Raw genomic sequence first — 18019 nt, forward strand, 5'->3', positions numbered from 1 at the left:
GCAATTGCATCCTGGTTTCGGTCATTCCGGTGCGCGCATCGGCGCGAACCCGAGTGACATTGTCAGGCCTCGAGCTGCTCGTTGGCGACGATCTCGATGCCGAAGCCCGAGAGGCCCTTGTAGTCGTGCACCGACGAGGTGAGATGGCGGATCGAGGTGACGCCGAGATCGCGCAGGATCTGCGCGCCGACGCCGACCTCGCGCCACTGGCGGTTGCGGTCGGCCTCCGTCGCCGTTTCGTCCGGCAGCGCCGCCACGGGGACACCGGCTGCGCCATCGCGCAAGTACACCAGCACGCCGCACCCGGATTTCCTGAAATGCTCGAGCACGGCGGCCATGCGCTTGTGGCCGGTGAAGATGTCCTTGACGATGTTCGGCTTGTGGAAGCGCGTCAGCACGTTCTTGCCGTCACCGACGCCGTTATAGACGAAGGCGACATGGGCGATGGAATCGAACGGCGAGCGGTAGGCATAGCCCTGAAGCGGTCCGATCGGGCTTTCGGTGGTGAAGGTCGAGACCCGTTCGATCAGCTTTTCGCGCGCCTGGCGGTAGGCGATCATGTCCGCAATGGTGACGTGCTTGAGCTTGTGCTGGGTGGCGAAGCGAGCGACCTGCTCGCCTTTCATCACACTGCCGTCGTCGTTCATCAGCTCGCTGATGACGCCGACCGGCGGCAGGCCCGAGAGCTTGCAGAGATCGACCGCGGCTTCGGTATGACCGGAGCGCAGCAGCACGCCGCCATCCTTGGCGATCAGCGGGAAGATGTGGCCGGGCCGGGCGAAGTCGTTGGCGCCGGCATTGGGATTGGACAACGCGCGGCAGCAGGAGGCGCGCTCCTCGGCCGAGATGCCGGTGCCGCCGTCGGGCTTGTAGTCGATCGACACCGTGAAAGCGGTGGTGTGGGCGGAGTCGTTGTGGGCGACCATCGGGTCGAGCCGCAGCCGGCGCGCGTCCTCGGTCGTGATCGGCGCACAAACGATGCCGGAGGTGTGGCGGATGATGAAGGCCATCTTTTCCGCCGTGCAGAATGAGGCGGCGACGATGAGATCGCCCTCGCCCTCGCGATCCTCGTCATCGGTCACGACGACGAGCTCGCCCCGGGCAAAGGCCTGCAAAACTTCCTGAACGGTATCGGGCATTTCCCAATCTCTATCGGTTATGGGCCGAAGGCTTAGCCGGACGCCTTAGCCGGACTTCGGCCCCAGCGCTAGTGTCCTGGACGCAACCGCATATGCCTGCGGGCCGGCCGGGCTCCCGGGCCAAGGCTTGCTACGGAAATACCTTGCACCGGAAATACCAGCCATATAAGCGCGGCCGCGACTCGCAGAAGGTGCCGAACCGTCTCGCCATCCGGCCCCGGCCGTGCAGAATGGACCTATGCAAGACCCGACAATAGGGTAGTCATGATCGCGGCGGCCGGGCAGGATGCGCCAGAGATGAAACAAGCAATGCGCAACATCCGATTTGTCGCTCCCCTCATTGCCAGCCTGCTTTTTTCGCTTGGCCTGGCGACGGCCACGGCGGCCCAACCCAAGGCCGATCTCGCGCAGACCTTTGCCGACTCGCTTGCCCCGATGCCGAAGGAGGATCTCAGCGTCTCCGGCGGCTTCTACGTGCCGGCCTATTCCAGCGTCGCGATGAGCCAGGGCAGGCTGCGGGTCGATTTTTCGGTGACGCTGAGCGTCCACAATGCTTCGGAGACCCAGCCGCTGGTGGTCAGGCGCATCGCCTATTTCGACACCGCGGGCAAACAGGTCGAGAGCTATCTGAAGGTGCCGGTCGCGGTGAAGCCGCTCGCCACGATCTCGATCTTCATTCCGACCGACGATGTCCGCGGCGGGACCGGGGCCAATTTCATCGTCGATTGGGCCGCCACAGGCGAGATCACCGAGCCGGTGGTCGAGGCCTTGATGGTTGGCGGCATTGCCAATGCGCACTACGCTTTCATCAGTCAGGGCCGTCCGACCAGGACTGTCGGCAAGAAGTAAAGCAGCGGCTGGGATCGAGGACCTCGATCGGCCGCTTTTTCGAATGAGTGCTGTCGCGGCCGCAGCTCGAAAACACCAAAACAACCCCATGCACAGTAGCCGCGCAAGCAAAATCAACGCCTTGTCGGCACGCGCGACGAAGATGCGGATTTTACGAATTTTGTTTGACGCGTCGGGCAAAACACTGGCATGATGGCAACATCGAAATCGCGCTGCCCGGTCGGCACCAAGCCGGCCGCTCCATAAAAACAACGAGGAACGCTGCCATGACGTCCAGCTTCGATTTCGCGCCGCTGTTTCCCACAGGGCTGCCGGCCCCTTCCGCGCGCTGGACGGGCCTCGCCAAATACAGCTTTGTCGGCGGCAACAACGATTCCGAGCAGCTGCCGCTGGACGAACTGATCGAGGCCGCCAATCAGGCCCTGCAACGCGAAGGCCGGTCGCTCGCCACCTACGGGCTGGCGCATGGCCCGCAGGGTTACTTGCCCCTGCGCGAATTCCTGGTGACGAAACTGAAGCGCGATGCCGGCATCAGCTGCACGGTCGACGATCTCATGATCGTCTCCGGCTCGCTCCAGGCGCTCGATCTCGTCAACTCTACGCTGCTTTCGCGCGGCGACACCGTGATCGTCGAGCAGGAGACGTATCAGGGATCGCTGCAACGGCTGACGCGGTTGGGTGTCAACACCATCGGCATTCCCCTCGACGAGGATGGCATGCGCATGGACGCTCTCGCCTCGACGCTGGTCGACCTGAAAGGCCGCGGCATCCGGCCGAAATACATCTACACCATCCCGACCGTGCAGAACCCGACCGGCAGCATCATGCCGGAGAGCCGTCGCGCCGAATTGCTGAAGCTATCGGCCGAATATTGCGTGCCTATATTCGAGGACGATTGCTATGCCGACCTGGTCTGGTCGGGACAGCGGCCGCCCGCGATCCACGCGATGAGCCGAAACGGCGGCGTGATCCATATCGGCTCGTTCTCGAAGTCGATTGCGCCGGCGCTGCGCGTCGGCTTCATCGTGGCGCCCTGGGATGTGATGTCGCGGATGCTGGCGTTGAAGACGGATGCCGGGTCCGGCGCGTTGGAGCAGATGGTGCTGGCCACCTATTGCCGGCCGCATTTCGCAAGCCACGTACCGGCGCTGACCAAGGCGCTGCGCACCAAGCTCGACACCCTGATGGAAGCCTTGAACGAGCAGTTCGGGACCGCGGCCGAATTCGAGGAGCCCAAGGGCGGCATCTTCCTCTGGGTGAAGCTGCCCGACCAGGTCGATACGCTCAAACTCTATCGGGCTGCGCTCGCCGCCGGTGTCTCGATCAATCCCGGACCGGAATGGTCGACCAACAAGCGCCACTCCGCCTCGCGCCTGCGGCTGTGCTTTGCGAGCCCGTCGCATCAGCAGATCCGCGAGGGCGTCGCGGTGCTGGCCGAGGTCTGCCGCAAGGAGTTCGGCGTGCCGGCCCGCAGCGCCAACGTGGAGAAGCGGGCCTAAGGCTCGCTTAGGCCGCCTGGGGCTGTGGCTGGCTGCCGTGAATCGCGGAGGCGAGCCGCAGCAGCAGGACGATCGAGACGTTGCCCTTGCCCGCCTCGATCTGGGCGATATAGCGCTCGGAGATCCCGGAGCGGCGGGCCAGTTCGCGCCGCGACAAGTCGCAACGCGCGCGTGACGACCTCAGGCGTTCGCCCAGCTCAGTCAGGAACGCAGCCTCCGAATAAGGCGGCGCAGCACAGCTTCCCGGCAGCACCTCGCCCGCAAAATCCATCACTTGGTTCAGCATCGCTCTCACCAGTTTCGCCTTCCGGAATTGCCATCCTAGCGGAGAAACAGCCGGCCTCATTGACGCGGATCAAATTCGCGCGCGATTGGCGGCTGCCGTGGACGATTGCGCGCCGGATGCTACACTTTGGAATTGTTCAAGGCAGGGCTGTTCAGGACATGACGCGTCGTTTGAGCCGCTGGACCATTGCGGCGGTGCTTTGGATTGCGTTTACGTCCTTTGCGCGTGCCGAGACGCTTGCGGCGACAGTCGAACAATGGGGCTTGCTCGGCTCATGGGCGGTCGACTGCGCGGCCCGGCCCGATCGTGACAAGGGCGCACTGCTGACTTACGAAATCCAGAAGGATGGCCGGGTGACGTACCGGCGCAATTTCGGCGACGCCAGGGACGAGAACGAAGTGGTGTCGGCCACGGTCAACGCCGAAGGCCTGCTCAATCTGATGGTGTTCTTCCCGTCGCTGCATCAGACCCGCGAATTCGGATTGCTGCTTGCGAAGGACGGCAGCCTGCGGGCGATCTACAATCGCAGCGAGCGCGGCGAGTACACGATCAGCGACGGCAAATACGTTAAGACCGGCGCGCCGACGCCTCCACAACAGCGCTGCGATTAATAATAGTCTTGATCCTGAATATCCATTCAGAATTCTCTTCCCGTTCCTCCGGAACGTTCCCGCGAATGCGCCGTTCTCAATTGCATTACATTGGAGGAGGACATCATGAAGAAGCTTGGTTATGTCGTTGCCGCTCTGGGTGCGCTCGCGGTTGCGGCGCCGACGCTGGCAAGTGCCGAGACCGTCGTGGTCAAGCACGGTCATCACGGCCCGTATGGTTCGCGCGCCGAATTCCGCGAGCATCGCGACAATGGCTGGCATCGCGGCTGGCACCATCACGACCGTGTCGTGGTGATCAAGCACGGCCATCACCACATGTACTAATGCGCAACGCAATATGGAAATGGCCCCTCACGGGGCCATTTCTTTGCGTTCATCGATCGACGTCGGCTATTGGGGCACTGGCAAACAGCTGGCAGAACGCTCGAACCCGAGTACCGATGCCGGTGTACCGGAGGAGTGCAGCCACTAGACTAGATCAACAGATCAAGCGTCGGATGGTGCTCGACACTGACTGCGTGATCACCGACGACTTGCTCGGCGTGTGAGGGGCCAATCAGGTCTTCAAACTGGATCAGCGCAAGTTCAGGATGCCCGGCATTGTGCAGCCCATCCCCATTAGCATGTGGTCTCTGGCTAGGCTCAAGATGATCCGAATGCCTAGCCTCTGCCATGCCATTCCTGAAATGAAAGGAATCTCCGAGCTCGGGCGCCGTTGCCCTGTGCGTCGGTCCGGAGTCATCGGCAGCTTGGTTGTTGCCACGGGCATTCTCGCTCGGCCCCGCATGCTGATTTTCCAAAGCGTTTAAAGGCGCCTTGTGCAAGTCGGGTTGCGATTTGTCGGAGCTGGCATGGCTACCCGGTGGGGCGTGCTTTGAAGCGTCTACATCGCGATGCAATTGTCCACGGTTGGATTCGTGCCCCGGAGGCTCGTGTCCGGCATGCGTCTTGCCTTTTGCATGGCCTTCCTCGGAAACATGCGTATCACGCTGCGATTGCCTTTGAGTGGGATCCTGTCCCGGCGGCTCGTGTTCGGCATGCGGCTTGCCTTTTGTGGCGCCTTCCTCCGAAACATGCAAGTCACGCTGCGACTGCCTTTGAGTGGGATCGTGTCCCGGCGGCTCTTGACCGGCATGCGGGCCGCCCTTCGCAACGCCCTCTTCCGAGAGGTGGAAATCAGGCTGCAATTGCTCATGATTGGGCCCATCTGCTTCGGTTGCCTGTGTTGTGCCGGGTTCCGTATCCCTGGGCGTGCCCGTTCCGTCCGGTTGTTCGAAGCCGCCATGACCGATCAGAGCGTCGACGGTACCGGCTCCAACGTGAAGGTTGCCGCTGCCCGTAGCGCTATCCTCGTTCGCGGCTGCATCAGTGATCAGAAGTTCGTCGCCTCTGCCGACGCTATCGCCTCGATCGATCTCGAAGGCGAATGATTCCCTGTGCGGTTCGGAAATAAGCCAGGCCAGGGCATCGAAGCCATTGAGGTTCGCATCGACGCCACCAGCCATATTGAAGGCGGCAAATTCGCTGGTCGCGTTTGCGCCATCCGATGCAAAGAAATCGCTCGAGCTATCGGGAAAAGTGAACGCCTGCGCGGGGCTCGCGAGGAATTCGTAAATCGAAACCCCGATCGCCATCAATACGAACGAGCCAAAGCTGCTCAAGCTGAGCCTTGGAGCGGTGGGCATCAGCGATGTGATCGTGCTGGCGGCAATATCAGTGCGGGGTTCAAAGAGCTTGCTGGCCCGCGTTGGACTGTCAACTGCAGAATTCTCAAAGCAGCCGGCCTTGCCAACAGCTTTGGCCGTTTTGCCCGGAACAGCCGTCGTCTTCTGGAGAGTGATTTTGATCGTCAAGACCTCGCCACGACCGTCTGCGGCTAATACCGTTACGGGATCGGTATGCGCATGATCAGCTGCGCCCGCGCTTGCGGGTTGAACGTCATCCAGTGCGGCCCAAATCAGAGCTGCAAGCGCCCCGACTCCGCCGTACAGGCGCGACAGAGCAAACGTCGCGAGCTCCCGGCGGCTTTTGATCTCAAGCCGTGCAGAGATATGATCGACTTGCGCGTTGATGGTGCCTGTGGTGACCTTGAGCTGCCGCGCAATCTCCTTGTTGGACATACCGCAGGCGACCAGACGCATGATCTTGCGCTCCATATCCGTCAGCGCCGTCAGCCCATTGTCGTCACAAGTGCCATGGCTTGCCTTGCCGGCAGCCACCCGGTCCGCGGTCGGTGCCACCAGCCGGAGGGACTGCATCAAGGCTTCGGGCTCCTCGCGCATCGGAATCCCGGCGCAGGCACCCGTTGCAATGGCGGCAGCGAGATCGCCCTGCGCAATAGATGCGGTGTAGAAGACCAGTCGTGTGCGAAGGTTTTCGGTATTGACGGCGGCGAGCATCTCAGACGCCGTCACGTCGGAAAATCCGTCCTCGACAAGCGCGACATCTGGCGTCAACCTCCGAACTGCCTCGAGGCAGTCGGCCCCGTTATTGCAAGATGCGACGATCTCGAAGTCACTCTCCGCAGCAAATAGCGGCGCGAAACCCTGCAGCACGATCGGACGGCGATCCGCTATCACGATTCGGATACGAAGCATCTGCTTCAGTTGCCTCAAGCTTCCGTCGCCGAGCAAGGGCGACCCAGTTTACCGCGTCACTTTCGAGAGCAGCGCGGCAACGCGTGATACCCCCCTTTGTTCCAGTAGAGACGGGGGCGCGTTAGTGCTGTTCTAGGGCTCTGAGGTCGTCGACGAGAGCGGCTTCGATCTGGCGCAGGTGCTCTGCGGTCAGACCATCCGGAAAGTCCTTGGAGAGCTGCCGGCAGCGCTCAAGGCGCTCTTCCAGGATCCGCTTTTCCCGCTCCTTATTCATCGAACGGACAATAACCCCCGTGAAAACCCCGGTCCTTCGGGTCGACTAACGAAGGATCAATCCATGCGTTCCAAGAGCACGTTAAGATGGTGCGTTGGTCTCAGCCTGATGTCGGGGCAGTGCACCCGCTGGATGCTGAACCTGGATCGCCGGCTTCGGGTCACAAGCCCTCATGCTCTGATCAAGGCATGAGATTTCCGCTTGCCCCCGAAGGCCGACATCGGCGCCTTTATGAATAAACGCCTTAGAGCGTTTTCGAGCGAAGTGGATACCGGTTCGCGTGAAGAAAACGGCGTCAAAACAAGAATCTAGAGCTTCCGTTCCGATTCTATCGGAACGGAAAAAAGCTCTAATCCCAAGCCGGCGCGAAGCCGGGATTGACGCAGCGCCTGTCTTTCGGCAGCGCTGCGATTGTGTTGCGGTCGGCATCTTCCAGCGTGATCTTCAGCGCATCCAGATTGGCCTGCTGGCTCTCGCGGCGTGACGCCTTCGGAATCGCCGCGACGCCATCCTGGTCGAGCAGCCATTTCAACGCCACTTGCGCGGCGCTCGCATTGTGCTTCGCGCCGACCTCGGCCAGCACCGGATCCGAGGCAACACGTCCCTGCGCAAGCGGGCAATACGCAACCAGCGGGATCGACTTCGTCCTGAGATAGGCCAACACCTTCGATTGGTCCAGCATCGCATGATATTCGATCTGGTTGCAGGCGATCGGCGCCTTGACGTCCTCGACCGCGATCTTGAGCAGCGCCGTGGTGAAATTGGCAACGCCGATCGCCCGCGTACGCCCCTCCTGCTTCAGCTTCATCAGGGTCTCGAACACAGCGCCCCAGTTCGCCGATCTCGACGGCCAGTGCACGAGATAGAGATCGACATGGTCGAGCCCGAGCTTCTTCAGGCTGGTATCGAAGGCGCGACGGATCGCATCCGGCATCAGATTCTCGTGCCAGACCTTGGTCGTGACATGCAGCTCGCCACGCGGCACGGAGGCCGCCGCCAGCGCGGCGCCGATCGCCTCCTCGTTGCCATACATTTCGGCGGTATCGATGTGGCGATAGCCGATCGACAGCGCGCTCTCGACCGCTTCGCGGCAGACATCGCCCTGCATGCGGAAAGTGCCGAGGCCGAGCTTGGGCATGCTGATGCCCTGTGTTTTCAAATTGTCCATTGCACAGGCTCCTGAGATATTTCAGCCCGCCGGCTGCGCGCGGCGATGCCGCGTGAGCAGACTTTTCGGTGATGGAAAAGAGGTGGCGGGAAGGGACACCATAGCGCGGAAGCCGCGCGGCGGCCAATCAAGATCGGGTTAGGTGCGATTGGGTTTGATCGTTGCCACAAGGGAGGCGTGCTCCCTCTCCCGCTTGCGGGAGAGGGTTAGGGAGAGGGTGTCTCCGCAACGGGACAATCCCCAAGAGGAAAGAACCCTCACCCGCCACGCGCGGGACGATGCTTCGCATCGCCCGGGGCGTGTCGGCCTCTCCCGCAAGCGGGAGAGGCGGAGCCCGCCGCCCCTCACGAATGCTGCGCGACCCTTGCAGGACGCACCTGCGGCTGCGGCACGAGATCGACCGACCAGAGGTCGCGGTTGTCGACGTCCTTCAAGGTCACGGTCATCACGCCGCTCACGCCATCGATGTCGACCTTGCCGAAGAACTGCAAGCCGAAGCAGGGCGCGAGGTTCTCGCCCTGCGCCTCGCTGCAGCCGTTCCGGTACATCGCGACTGGACCGAAAGTGTCGTCGAGCTCGCCCGGGCCCCAGCTGCCGGCATGGAGGGGACCGGAGACGAATTCCCAGAACGGATCGAAATCGCTGAATTGCGCCTTGTTGGGATCGTAATAATGCGCGGCGGTGTAGTGCATGTCGGCGGTGAGCCAGACGAGGTTGCGGATTCCGGCGCGCTTGATCGAGGCGAGCAGATCGGCGATCTCGTGCTCGCGCCGGTCGGGCGGACCATCGCCGAGCGCGACGGCATCGAGGCTGATCAGGCCGATCGGCAAATCGGCCGCGATCACCTTCCAGGTCGCGCGAGAGGCGGCCAACTCCCGCTTCAGCCAGGCGAGCTGCTCGGCGCCCAGAATCCAGCCGCGATGATCGTCGCCCTTATTCCAGGTCTCGTCGCGGTAGCTGCGCATGTCGATCATGAAGACATCGAGCAGCGGACCATAAGCGATCTTGCGATAGATGCGGCCTTGGCGCGCGCCAATCTCCCGGATCGGCATGAAGTCGAAGAACGCACGGCGAGCGCGCGCGACCAGACGCGGCGTGCCGTCGTCCTCGTAACCGGCCCCGTCATAGCTGCCCGTCGGCGACCAATCGTTGGTCACCTCGTGATCGTCCCATTGCGCAAACATCGGCACTTGCGCGTGGAAGGCGCGAAAATTCTCGTCGAGATGGTTGTATTTGTAGTTGCCGCGGAACTGCGCCAGCGTGTGGGCGACCTCGGACTTCTCCTCGGTTACAAGGTTGCGCCAGATCTCGCCGTTCGGCAGCTTCTGCTCGGACGGGATCGTACAGTCGGCATAGATGTGATCGCCGGAGTGGATGAAGAAATCCGGGCTGTTGTCGAGCATGGTGCGATAGCTGCGATAGCCGCCGCGCGAGATGTCGATGCCCCAGCCCTGCCCCGCGACGTCGCCAGACCACAGGAATGAGATCGACTGGCCGGCAAGCGGCGCGGTGCGGAAATGGCCGACGCGGCTTTCGCCGGAGATGCCGGTCGCGATGTCGTCGAACCGGACGCGATAGAAGATGTTCTGACCGGCCGGAAGGTTGTCGAGCTGCAGCTTTGATGTGAAATCCGTATCAGGCAAAGCATCGCGCGAAGCTGACGCGATGATGGTCTTGAAGCTCTCGACGGTCGAGCATTCCACCTGCATCCGCGCGGGCCGGTCGGCGCGCGCCCAGATCATGGCGGAGCCGTCCGAGACATCGCCGGACTGAATCCCGCCCGCGATCTGCGGGCGGTCGGCGGCGCGGCTGATGCGGGGCTTGGCGAGCGTGGCGATGGCAAGACTGGACGTGGAGCGGACCAAAAACTGTCGCCGGGTCCATGCGCGCGAAGCGCGGAGCGCTGCCATTCGGGAAACCTTCGTCGAATCGCGACGGAAGGTGCCTGCGCCGTTTGACTCCCGGCTTACGGTTTCTTGACTCCGCGCCTACGGTTTTGCGACGCGGGGATGACGGGCCCGGACTACTCTGGCGCAGCCACAGTGCAGGTGCGTTCCCTGGCCCCGCGTGCGGCGCCGCGACGAGCTTCGCTCGCGCTGAGAGGATTGGGGTGAGGGGGAGTCTCCACAAGACGGGTAAGAGTTAGACTCGTGGAGAGTCCCCCTCACCCGGAATCCACGCTTCGCGCGGATTCCGACCTCTCCCCGCAAGCGGGGCGAGGTGAAGCGACCGCGGCGCTGCTCCTAGCGCTTCCAGTTACAGATGCCGCCTGAACGGCACGGCCAGGTCTGGATGCGGGTGTCCATCGCCTGTGCGTCGAGCGGATTGCCGTGACGATGCGCGAGCTTCGTGCGGGCTGCGCCACGCGGCTGGGTGCTCTTCGCGTGCGCGATCTTCGCATGAGCGATCTTCGCATGTGCGACTTTCGGCTGGGACACGTGCACGCGTTCGGCAGCGACCTTCTTCGGCACATCCATCGGCGCGGCACGGGCTTGCGCCTCGTTGCCGCCCTTCGCCTCCAATGCAACCGGCGCGAACTGCGTCTCCGGCCCGAGCCGCTTCGGCGACAGCACGGCCTTGGAGAGATCGAGGCTGAGATAGTCGTCAGGCTTGTAGTCGTCAGCGCGTGCAAAGCCGCCCCATGCGAGCACGAGGGCAATTGCAACGGCAAAAGGAACGCTCTTCAGGACCACGGACGCCTCCTGAAATTGATTTATTAAAGGGTAATTTACCTTTATTTAGGAGGCGTCGCGCGCAATTCCAGCGGCCAGATGCCGCCGTGGTTAAGGAGTTCGGCGGTGTCAGGCGACCTTTCGCGTCGCACCCGTCCCATCCAGGAACCCCATAAGCCGGCTGCGGATGATTTGTTCCGCCTCGGTCATGATGCGATCGACGAGTTCCTTGCAGGTCGGAATGTCGTGGATGAGGCCTGCGACCATGCCGCAGCTCCAGGCGCCCGCATCCATCTGCCCGTCCAGCATGATCTTGGGGTAAACACCTGCGACCTGGTCGTGAATGTCGTCGATGGTGAGCTTGCCACCCTTCTCGCGCTCGATCTCGAGCAGTCGATCGACATTGGCATTCTTCAAGACGCGCTCGGTGTTGCGTAAGCTCCGCATGATCAGGCGGGTGTCGAGCTCAGTCGCCGCAACCAGCGCGTTCTTGACGTTCTCATGGACAGGCGCTTCCTTGGTGGCAATGAAGCGCGTGCCCATGTTCATGCCGGCCGCGCCCAGCGACAGCGCCGCGACCAGGCTGCGCCCGTTGGCCATGCCGCCGGAGGCCACGAACGGGATCTTCAATTCCTCCGCCGCGCGCGGCAGCAGGATCATGTTCGGAATGTCGTCCTCGCCGGGATGACCGCCGCACTCGAAGCCGTCAACGCTGACGGCGTCGCAGCCGATCCGCTCGGCCTTCAGCGAGTGACGCACCGAGGTGCATTTGTGGATCACCTTGATGCCGGCGGCCTTCAGCGCGGCCATGTATGCTTCCGGGCTGCGGCCCGCGGTCTCCACGGCTTTGATGCCGCCCTCGACGATGGCCGCGATGTATTCCGGATAAGGCGGCGCCGAGAAGGCCGGCAGGAAGGTGAGGTTCACGCCGAACGGCTTGTCGGTCATGTCGCGGCAGCGCGCGATCTCCCTGGCGAGCAGCTCCGGGGTCTTCTGCGTCAGGCCGGTGATGATGCCGAGCCCGCCGGCATTGGAGACGGCGGCGGCAAGCTCCGCAAAGCCGACGAAATGCATGCCGCCCTGGATGATGGGGTGCTCGATGCCGAACAGCTCGGTGATCGCGGTCTTCACTTACATATCCTCCCGGAATTTTGCTTCAGCTTTGCTTGGGTATTGGGGCCCAGTCTAGCCGGACTTTTGCGCCGCGGTCACCATTTCTCGCCGACCGGGATGTCCTATCTCCAATGTCGTCCCGGCCTAGTGCGCAATTGCGCACTAGGCCGGGACGACGCTGGTTAGGATTGGTGCAGGATCTCCTCAATGCCCCCGCGGCGGCGCACCGAGATCGATCGGGCGCAGCACGGCCGCCGTCGGGATCATCAGCACCGCGATGATGGCGAGCGTCCAGAACACGTCGATATAGGCGAGGAAGTCGACCTGCTGCTGCAAGGTGCGGCCGACCCAGGCGACCGCCTGCGAGGCGGCGTCGCTCGCATTCGAGCCCTGGGCCTGGAAGAAGCGCGTCATCGTGTCGATGGCCTGCTGGTAGCCGAGATCGGACGGCGCGGCGTGCTCGATCAGGCGGCTCTGATGGAATTGCTGACGCTGCGCCAGAACAGTCTGTGCCAGTGCGACCCCCATCGAGCCGCCGATGTTGCGGGCGACGTTGATCAGTGCGGAGCCCTGGTTGGTCTTGTCCGGCGGCAAGCCGTCATAAGACGCGGTCGTGACCGGCAGGAACAGGAACGGCAAACCAATCGCAAGGAAAATGCGCGCCATCGCCGCATAGCCGTAAGTGATGTCCCCGGTCAGCCCGGTGAGGTGCCACATCGAGAAGGCGACGACGGTTGCACCGAACATGATGAGATATTTCGGCTGCACCATGCTGACGAGACGGCCGACCACCGGCATCAGCATCAGCGTCGCAATGCCGCCAGGCGACAATGCGAGACCGGCCAGCATCGCCGTGTAGTTCAGCTCGGTCTGGAGCAGTTGCGGCAGGAGCTGCGTGGTCGAGATCAGCACGGCGCCGGTGCCGAGCATGACCAGGAAGCAGGCGGCGAACTGGCGGCGGCCAAGCAGGCGGAGGTCGATGATCGGCTCCTCGCGCGTCAGCTCCCACGGGATCAGCGCGAGCAGCGAGACCGCCGAAAGCAGCGCAAACGTGACGATCACGTTCGATCCGAACCAGTCGTTGCGCTGGCCCTCATCGAGCACGTATTCGAGCGAGCCGAGCCCGACCGCGACCAGCAGAAAGCCGATGTAATCGACGCGCAGCCCTTTGCTCAGAAGCCTCGCCCTCTCCTCTTCCGCACCCGACGGCTCCTTGACCAATGTGCCCACCAGGAACAGCGACAGCATGCCCATCGGGACGTTGATAAAAAACACCCAATGCCAGGAATAAGTGTCGGTGATCCAGCCGCCGAGCGTCGGGCCGATCACGGGGGCAACCACAACAGCCACGCCATAGATGGCAAAGGCCTGACCGCGCTTCTGCGGCGGAAAGGAGTCGGCCAGAATCGCCTGCTCGCTGGTCGCCATGCCGCCGCCGCCGAGGCCTTGAAGGATGCGGAACAGCACCAGCGACTGCAAATTCCAGGCGAGGCCGCACAACAGCGATGCCAGAGCAAAGGTCGCAACGCAGATCATGTAAAAGCGCTTGCGGCCGATCACCGTCGACAGCCAGCCCGAAATCGACAGCACGATGGCGTTGGCGACGAGGTAGCTGGTGATGACGTAGGTCGCCTCGTCGAGACCGGCGGCGAGCCCGCCGGCGATATTGCGCAGCGCGACGTTGGCAATCGTGGTGTCGAGAACCTCCATGAAGGTCGCGATCGAAACCACAATTGCGATCAGATAGGGATTGTGCCCGCCGGCCGCCGAGCGTTCCGGTGACCAGCCTCCGGCGGATGCGCCGCCCTGCGCGACATCAGTCATCGCACCTTGGTCCAGGGCACGACCGACATGCCGGGACCGACCGGCAGATCGGCCGGCCAGTTGTCGACCACGATCTTCACCGGCACGCGCTGCACCACCTTGACGTAATTGCCGGTGGCATTTTCCGCCGGCAGCAGGCTGAAGGCGGTGCCGGAGCCCGGCTGCACGGAATCGACATGGCCCGTCAGCTTGCGTCCGGGATAGGCATCGATGCGGATCTCCACCGGCTGGCCGGGCCTCATGTCGGCAAGCTGGGTCTCCTTGTAGTTGGCGACGATCCAGACCTCATCGGGCACGAACATCATCAGGCTCTGGCCCGCGGTCACGAACGTCCCCTTGGCGCCCGAGAGCTTGACGACGCGGCCCGACTGCGCCGCGACGACGCTGGTGTATTGCAAATTCAGCTTCGCCTGATCGAGTTGCGCCTGCGACTGCTGGAGTTGCGCCTTGGCGCCTTCGAGCTGTGCCTGCAGCGTCTTGATGCCGACCTGCGCAGCCGTCACCGCGGTTTTGGCGCGCTCGGTGTTGGCTTGCTGCGCCTGAAGATCGGAGCGCGTCTGCTGCTGACGCTGCACGGTGCCTGCGCCCTTCTCGACCAAATCCTCGGCGCGATTGAACTCTTCCTGCGAGAACTTGAGTTGGGCCTGCGCCTGATCGAGCTGCGCCTGGGCCTGCTTGATCTGCTCCTGCTGGGAGACGATCTGCGCCTCGACATTGGCGATGTTGGCCTTCGAGACCTCGACCTGCGCCGCAGCCTGATCGACGGCGATGCGATAGTCGCGCTCGTCAATCTTGGCCAAGAGATCGCCCGCCTTGACGTGCTGGTTGTCCGTGACTGGGACATCGGTCACATAGCCGCCGACCTTCGATGCCACGGAAAAGCTGCGCGCGGCGACGAAAGCGTCGTCGGTGGATTCGTAGTGACGGACCTCCAGCCAATAGAGCAGACCTCCGACCAGCGCTGCGATCAGCGCAATGGCGCCGACGGTCGCGAGCAGCCAGTGTTCGGCAAGGCGCTCACGCAGCGACGGAGCCGGCTTCTTCGGCTGGTCCTTGCTCTCGCTTGTCTGATCAGGAGAAGTCTTTGGAGCTTCCTTGGCCCTCTGCGGTTGCTCCGCGGACGGCTCACGCTCCCGTGTCTGAGCATCCACGGTGAACACCTTTCTCGTCACTCAATCGGCAGTAGCAAGCTTGTGCACCGCGAGCCTAACCGCAGCGCCAAAGCATGGTTCCGGCTTCGAACGAGCCGCTGCCATTTCGTGATTGCGCCGCTCAAAAAAGAAGCGCGGTATGTTGCGTACCGCGCCGGTCTCGATTGACGTGTCAGCGCATTTCAGTGTGTCTTGGTTTCGTGCCACTTCTCCAGATCAGACTTTTTCGCGCCGGACTTCTGCTCCTTCTCCGGATTGCCTTTCCAGGGCTTATCCGTTTGGGCGTGCGATCCCCAGTCATTCTGATGCCGGGGATCGTCGTTGGGCTTTTCCTGGCTCATCGGATCTCCTTCTGTCTGTCACGCGTCAAGCGAAGGGAACGCCGTAATAGGCGTTGATGCTGCGCGTGGCGGCGTCATCGCCCCAATTCCAATCGCTGCGCTCGCCGTATTTCGGCGCGCCTTCGAGCGCCTTGGCGGTGATCCCGGTGACATAGCCACCGAGCTCGGTGTCGTATTTCAGCGACTGCCAGGGCAACGGATAATGATCGTTGCCGAGACCCAAAAATCCGCCGAAGCCGAGCACGGCGTAGGACACCTTGCCGCTGACCTTGTCGATCATCACGCGCTCGATCGAGCCGATCTTGTTGCGGTCGGCGCCGTAGACCGACGTTCCCTCGACCTTGTCGCTGCCGATCAGTCGGCCCATCTCGGCGCGATCTAGTTCGCTTTGATTCAACATTTCGATTCTCCACTCAGGCAACGTATGGACCAACCGGGCCTGGAGACGATCGTTCCAAAGCACGCAATGAGCACAAGCGCCGCGTTAATGTGCCGGGCAGGCTCGCGAGTTCATGTTCGAACCGCGACTTTTGCGCGTCCAAACGCTATTCGAATGTGTGCGGCTCAGATCGTCTTCGTATCGTCCGTCCTCGGGGGTTGCAGGCCCGGGCTGTTGGCCCAGCGCTCGACTTGCTCGATGACTTTCTGATGGCTCGGGCGCACCGGCTTGGGCGGTTCCGGCTCTTCGGAAAGCTTGCGGGGTAATCTGACCTTGTCCGTCATGACCAATCTCCCTTTCCTTTAGAATGCGTTCCGGCGAGAGTCGTTTCAAATCGTAACCATTTGATTTTTATCGAGTTTTTTTATTGATGATTTCCGGTTCAAGCATCGCATGCCGACGCGCGCCGCGGCGGTCCGCGAACTCCTCAAGTTCGGGCTGGCGGCAGCGGACATTGATGCGGCAGCAGGCGTGAAGTCGAGCAGCTTCGGCGAGTTCGGCCGCGGCCCAACGGGCACACTCAGGGCGACCCCAAAGGCGGAAGCGCGGACTGATCAGAGGCCTCGCCAAGCAAAACGACCCCGGCAATTGGGGTGCCGGGGCCGTCCTTGGAGATTGCTTCCGGAGCACCGGGGGCATGTCAACCGGAAGCAATCAGTCGACTCATCGTGTGAGCATTCGTTCCTCGCGTCGTTAGCCGCTCGGCGCGGTGCCTGAGTCATCCGGTGTCATGCCGGAGCCCGGAGTCTTGCTGTTATCGTTCAGCTTGGGATCGCGCGTCGCTTCACGCGACGGAGAGCCCTTCTCGTTCGTCTTGTGCACGGCCTGCGCACGCTGCTTGTCGCGCGGCTGCTCTTCCGCGCGCTGGTCTTTGACGATGCCTTGGTCGGAATGTGCCATGCTGTTCTCTCGCCTGTTCCGATGCCTCGGAGCGCTTACGCTCCGGCGCGTCAAATGTTCCGAACGTGCAGAGATGCGCCGCGCTAGCTATGCGCCGCATGCACCGCAACCGATGCATTTTCCTGATGCACCTTCCGGACTGTCGTCACCGTCGCGAACGCAACCGAGACGCCAAAGGCGAGAATGAGCGAGAGAAGTGCCAGACGTGGAGCCATCGCAAAACCTCCTTCTGGAGTCGGAAAATAAACCCGATCGACTGTTCCCGGATAATTGCCGCTTGGTTTTGCTCACACCGTGAGTGGCCTCACACACGCAGTCACGAAGGAGAGCGGTGAGGCATCTCAATTTTGCAGGACGCGGACCATGACGGGTGGGATCTCGCCATCGAGCCAGTCCTGCTCTTTCGCCAATGCCGTCCAGGCGTCGGCCATGCGCGAATAGCGATTATAGGCGGGTCGCCCTTCCGAACGCTCGGCCAATTGCAGGCAGTTCTCGGCGTTGTCCCTGAAGATGTCAGACTGTTTCATGGACCAAACGTGGGCACGGAACTCCCGACCCGCAACCGCCCTTAAGGGATCGTAACCTTCAAGGGATCGTAACCTTCTCCGGAACTTCGCGCGCCATCGGTCATTGAATATTCCATGCGGATATTTGTCGCGATTCTCCTGGCGTTCATCAGCACCGCTGCGCTTGCCGACAGCACCAGCGAGGACATCCGCAATGACCGCGCACCTGACGCCACCGACGTCATCAGCGGCCTCTACGCCTTTAGTGGCTTCCAGCAGAATCTGCTGGAGAGCACCGACCTGAAAGGCAATGCGGAGGTCAAGAACCTCGCCGCCCTGCGCGCCGAAGAGGCAGCCAAGCGCGACAAGGCGCTCAAAGAGATTCAAGATACGATCGGCGCCGAGCCGCGGATCACCAAGACAACAACCGGCACCAGCCTCGCCCAGCCCGATGAGACGGATGGGCCAGCCTATGTCAGGAGTTTCTACGCGGCGCAAATACCCGAATACGAAATCACGATCGCCTTGCTCGATCGCTATCTGAGGACGCCTGATAACCCAGCCCTCGCCGCCTTCGCGCGCGAGCACCTGCCGGCCCTGCGCGCGCAGCTGAAAGACGCGGAGCGCATCATGGCCGATAGATAGCGGCC

Annotated in this window: 21 protein-coding genes; 5 read left to right on the forward strand and 16 right to left on the reverse strand. The window is 62.5% G+C overall.

The window, feature by feature from the left end:
- Positions 1-62: 62 nt before the first annotated feature.
- Positions 63-1139, reverse strand: a complete 1077-nt coding sequence (gene ribB / locus JJE66_RS26890) for a 3,4-dihydroxy-2-butanone-4-phosphate synthase (protein ID WP_200517470.1) — start codon at positions 1137-1139, stop codon at positions 63-65.
- A 297-nt stretch (positions 1140-1436) separates the two neighbouring features.
- Here ribB and JJE66_RS26895 point away from each other — a divergent pair, with 297 nt between their 5' ends.
- Complete coding sequence (locus JJE66_RS26895; protein WP_246756537.1) at positions 1437-1988, forward strand: DUF3124 domain-containing protein; 552 nt, start codon at positions 1437-1439, stop codon at positions 1986-1988.
- Between the two features lie 266 nt (positions 1989-2254).
- The gene (locus JJE66_RS26900) at positions 2255-3487 is read left to right on the forward strand and encodes a PLP-dependent aminotransferase family protein (protein ID WP_200517471.1); all 1233 of its coding nucleotides are present in this window, start codon (positions 2255-2257) and stop codon (positions 3485-3487) included.
- Positions 3488-3494: 7 nt separating this feature from the next.
- On the opposite strand, the gene JJE66_RS26905 is transcribed toward JJE66_RS26900, so the two are convergent.
- Positions 3495-3773 (reverse strand): helix-turn-helix domain-containing protein, encoded by a 279-nt coding sequence (locus JJE66_RS26905; protein ID WP_200517472.1) that lies wholly within the window; start codon positions 3771-3773, stop codon positions 3495-3497.
- 158 nt (positions 3774-3931) lie between these two features.
- Between JJE66_RS26905 and JJE66_RS26910 the strand changes: the two genes are divergently transcribed.
- The gene (locus tag JJE66_RS26910) at positions 3932-4384 is read left to right on the forward strand and encodes a hypothetical protein (RefSeq protein WP_200517473.1); all 453 of its coding nucleotides are present in this window, start codon (positions 3932-3934) and stop codon (positions 4382-4384) included.
- Positions 4385-4489: 105 nt separating this feature from the next.
- Positions 4490-4708, forward strand: coding sequence for a hypothetical protein (locus JJE66_RS26915; protein ID WP_200517474.1), 219 nt, complete (start codon positions 4490-4492; stop codon positions 4706-4708).
- A 149-nt stretch (positions 4709-4857) separates the two neighbouring features.
- On the opposite strand, the gene JJE66_RS26920 is transcribed toward JJE66_RS26915, so the two are convergent.
- From JJE66_RS26920 to JJE66_RS26980, 14 genes are all read right to left on the reverse strand, one after another.
- Positions 4858-6999, reverse strand: coding sequence for a LuxR C-terminal-related transcriptional regulator (locus JJE66_RS26920; RefSeq protein ID WP_200517475.1), 2142 nt, complete (start codon positions 6997-6999; stop codon positions 4858-4860).
- A 103-nt stretch (positions 7000-7102) separates the two neighbouring features.
- Positions 7103-7255: a hypothetical protein gene (locus JJE66_RS26925; protein WP_200517476.1), complete on the reverse strand. Its 153-nt coding sequence runs from the start codon at positions 7253-7255 to the stop codon at positions 7103-7105.
- A 349-nt stretch (positions 7256-7604) separates the two neighbouring features.
- Positions 7605-8423, reverse strand: coding sequence for an aldo/keto reductase (locus JJE66_RS26930; protein ID WP_200517477.1), 819 nt, complete (start codon positions 8421-8423; stop codon positions 7605-7607).
- A gap of 344 nt (positions 8424-8767) precedes the next feature.
- A complete protein-coding gene (locus tag JJE66_RS26935) occupies positions 8768-10333 on the reverse strand; it encodes an alkaline phosphatase (RefSeq protein ID WP_200517478.1) in 1566 nt (521 codons plus the stop codon).
- Between the two features lie 333 nt (positions 10334-10666).
- Positions 10667-11116, reverse strand: a complete 450-nt coding sequence (locus tag JJE66_RS26940) for a hypothetical protein (protein WP_200517479.1) — start codon at positions 11114-11116, stop codon at positions 10667-10669.
- A gap of 108 nt (positions 11117-11224) precedes the next feature.
- Positions 11225-12226: a nitronate monooxygenase family protein gene (locus JJE66_RS26945; protein WP_200517480.1), complete on the reverse strand. Its 1002-nt coding sequence runs from the start codon at positions 12224-12226 to the stop codon at positions 11225-11227.
- Positions 12227-12412: 186 nt separating this feature from the next.
- On the reverse strand, positions 12413-14032 hold the full coding sequence (locus JJE66_RS26950) for a DHA2 family efflux MFS transporter permease subunit (protein ID WP_200517481.1): 1620 nt from the start codon (positions 14030-14032) through the stop codon (positions 12413-12415).
- The gene (locus tag JJE66_RS26955; protein WP_200517482.1) at positions 14029-15183 is read right to left on the reverse strand and encodes an HlyD family secretion protein; all 1155 of its coding nucleotides are present in this window, start codon (positions 15181-15183) and stop codon (positions 14029-14031) included. The genes JJE66_RS26950 and JJE66_RS26955 overlap by 4 nt, the downstream gene beginning before the upstream one ends.
- A gap of 182 nt (positions 15184-15365) precedes the next feature.
- Positions 15366-15524, reverse strand: a complete 159-nt coding sequence (locus JJE66_RS26960; protein WP_200517483.1) for a hypothetical protein — start codon at positions 15522-15524, stop codon at positions 15366-15368.
- Between the two features lie 25 nt (positions 15525-15549).
- On the reverse strand, positions 15550-15924 hold the full coding sequence (locus tag JJE66_RS26965; protein ID WP_200517484.1) for a PRC-barrel domain-containing protein: 375 nt from the start codon (positions 15922-15924) through the stop codon (positions 15550-15552).
- 164 nt (positions 15925-16088) lie between these two features.
- Positions 16089-16247: a hypothetical protein gene (locus JJE66_RS26970; RefSeq protein WP_200517485.1), complete on the reverse strand. Its 159-nt coding sequence runs from the start codon at positions 16245-16247 to the stop codon at positions 16089-16091.
- Positions 16248-16656: 409 nt separating this feature from the next.
- Entirely contained in the window at positions 16657-16863 is a 207-nt protein-coding gene (locus JJE66_RS26975) for a hypothetical protein (RefSeq protein ID WP_200517486.1), read from the reverse strand.
- An 83-nt stretch (positions 16864-16946) separates the two neighbouring features.
- Entirely contained in the window at positions 16947-17078 is a 132-nt protein-coding gene (locus JJE66_RS38515) for a hypothetical protein (protein WP_283818519.1), read from the reverse strand.
- 126 nt (positions 17079-17204) lie between these two features.
- Positions 17205-17390, reverse strand: coding sequence for a hypothetical protein (locus JJE66_RS26980; RefSeq protein ID WP_200517487.1), 186 nt, complete (start codon positions 17388-17390; stop codon positions 17205-17207).
- 114 nt (positions 17391-17504) lie between these two features.
- Between JJE66_RS26980 and JJE66_RS26985 the strand changes: the two genes are divergently transcribed.
- The gene (locus JJE66_RS26985) at positions 17505-18014 is read left to right on the forward strand and encodes a DUF4142 domain-containing protein (protein ID WP_200517488.1); all 510 of its coding nucleotides are present in this window, start codon (positions 17505-17507) and stop codon (positions 18012-18014) included.
- The last annotated feature ends 5 nt before the right edge of the window (positions 18015-18019 follow it).

Source organism: Bradyrhizobium diazoefficiens (assembly GCF_016612535.1).
In the GTDB taxonomy this organism is placed as follows: domain Bacteria; phylum Pseudomonadota; class Alphaproteobacteria; order Rhizobiales; family Xanthobacteraceae; genus Bradyrhizobium; species Bradyrhizobium diazoefficiens_C.

Coding starts and splice junctions, on each gene's coding strand:
- ribB (WP_200517470.1), bottom strand. CDS start 1,139: ATGCCCGATACCGTTCAGGAAGTTTTGCAGGCCTTTGCCCGGGGCGAG.
- JJE66_RS26895 (WP_246756537.1), top strand. CDS start 1,437: ATGAAACAAGCAATGCGCAACATCCGATTTGTCGCTCCCCTCATTGCC.
- JJE66_RS26900 (WP_200517471.1), top strand. CDS start 2,255: ATGACGTCCAGCTTCGATTTCGCGCCGCTGTTTCCCACAGGGCTGCCG.
- JJE66_RS26905 (WP_200517472.1), bottom strand. CDS start 3,773: ATGCTGAACCAAGTGATGGATTTTGCGGGCGAGGTGCTGCCGGGAAGC.
- JJE66_RS26910 (WP_200517473.1), top strand. CDS start 3,932: ATGACGCGTCGTTTGAGCCGCTGGACCATTGCGGCGGTGCTTTGGATT.
- JJE66_RS26915 (WP_200517474.1), top strand. CDS start 4,490: ATGAAGAAGCTTGGTTATGTCGTTGCCGCTCTGGGTGCGCTCGCGGTT.
- JJE66_RS26925 (WP_200517476.1), bottom strand. CDS start 7,255: ATGAATAAGGAGCGGGAAAAGCGGATCCTGGAAGAGCGCCTTGAGCGC.
- JJE66_RS26930 (WP_200517477.1), bottom strand. CDS start 8,423: ATGGACAATTTGAAAACACAGGGCATCAGCATGCCCAAGCTCGGCCTC.
- JJE66_RS26935 (WP_200517478.1), bottom strand. CDS start 10,333: ATGGCAGCGCTCCGCGCTTCGCGCGCATGGACCCGGCGACAGTTTTTG.
- JJE66_RS26950 (WP_200517481.1), bottom strand. CDS start 14,032: ATGACTGATGTCGCGCAGGGCGGCGCATCCGCCGGAGGCTGGTCACCG.
- JJE66_RS26960 (WP_200517483.1), bottom strand. CDS start 15,524: ATGAGCCAGGAAAAGCCCAACGACGATCCCCGGCATCAGAATGACTGG.
- JJE66_RS26965 (WP_200517484.1), bottom strand. CDS start 15,924: ATGTTGAATCAAAGCGAACTAGATCGCGCCGAGATGGGCCGACTGATC.
- JJE66_RS26970 (WP_200517485.1), bottom strand. CDS start 16,247: ATGACGGACAAGGTCAGATTACCCCGCAAGCTTTCCGAAGAGCCGGAA.
- JJE66_RS26975 (WP_200517486.1), bottom strand. CDS start 16,863: ATGGCACATTCCGACCAAGGCATCGTCAAAGACCAGCGCGCGGAAGAG.
- JJE66_RS38515 (WP_283818519.1), bottom strand. CDS start 17,078: ATGGCTCCACGTCTGGCACTTCTCTCGCTCATTCTCGCCTTTGGCGTC.
- JJE66_RS26980 (WP_200517487.1), bottom strand. CDS start 17,390: ATGAAACAGTCTGACATCTTCAGGGACAACGCCGAGAACTGCCTGCAA.
- JJE66_RS26985 (WP_200517488.1), top strand. CDS start 17,505: ATGCGGATATTTGTCGCGATTCTCCTGGCGTTCATCAGCACCGCTGCG.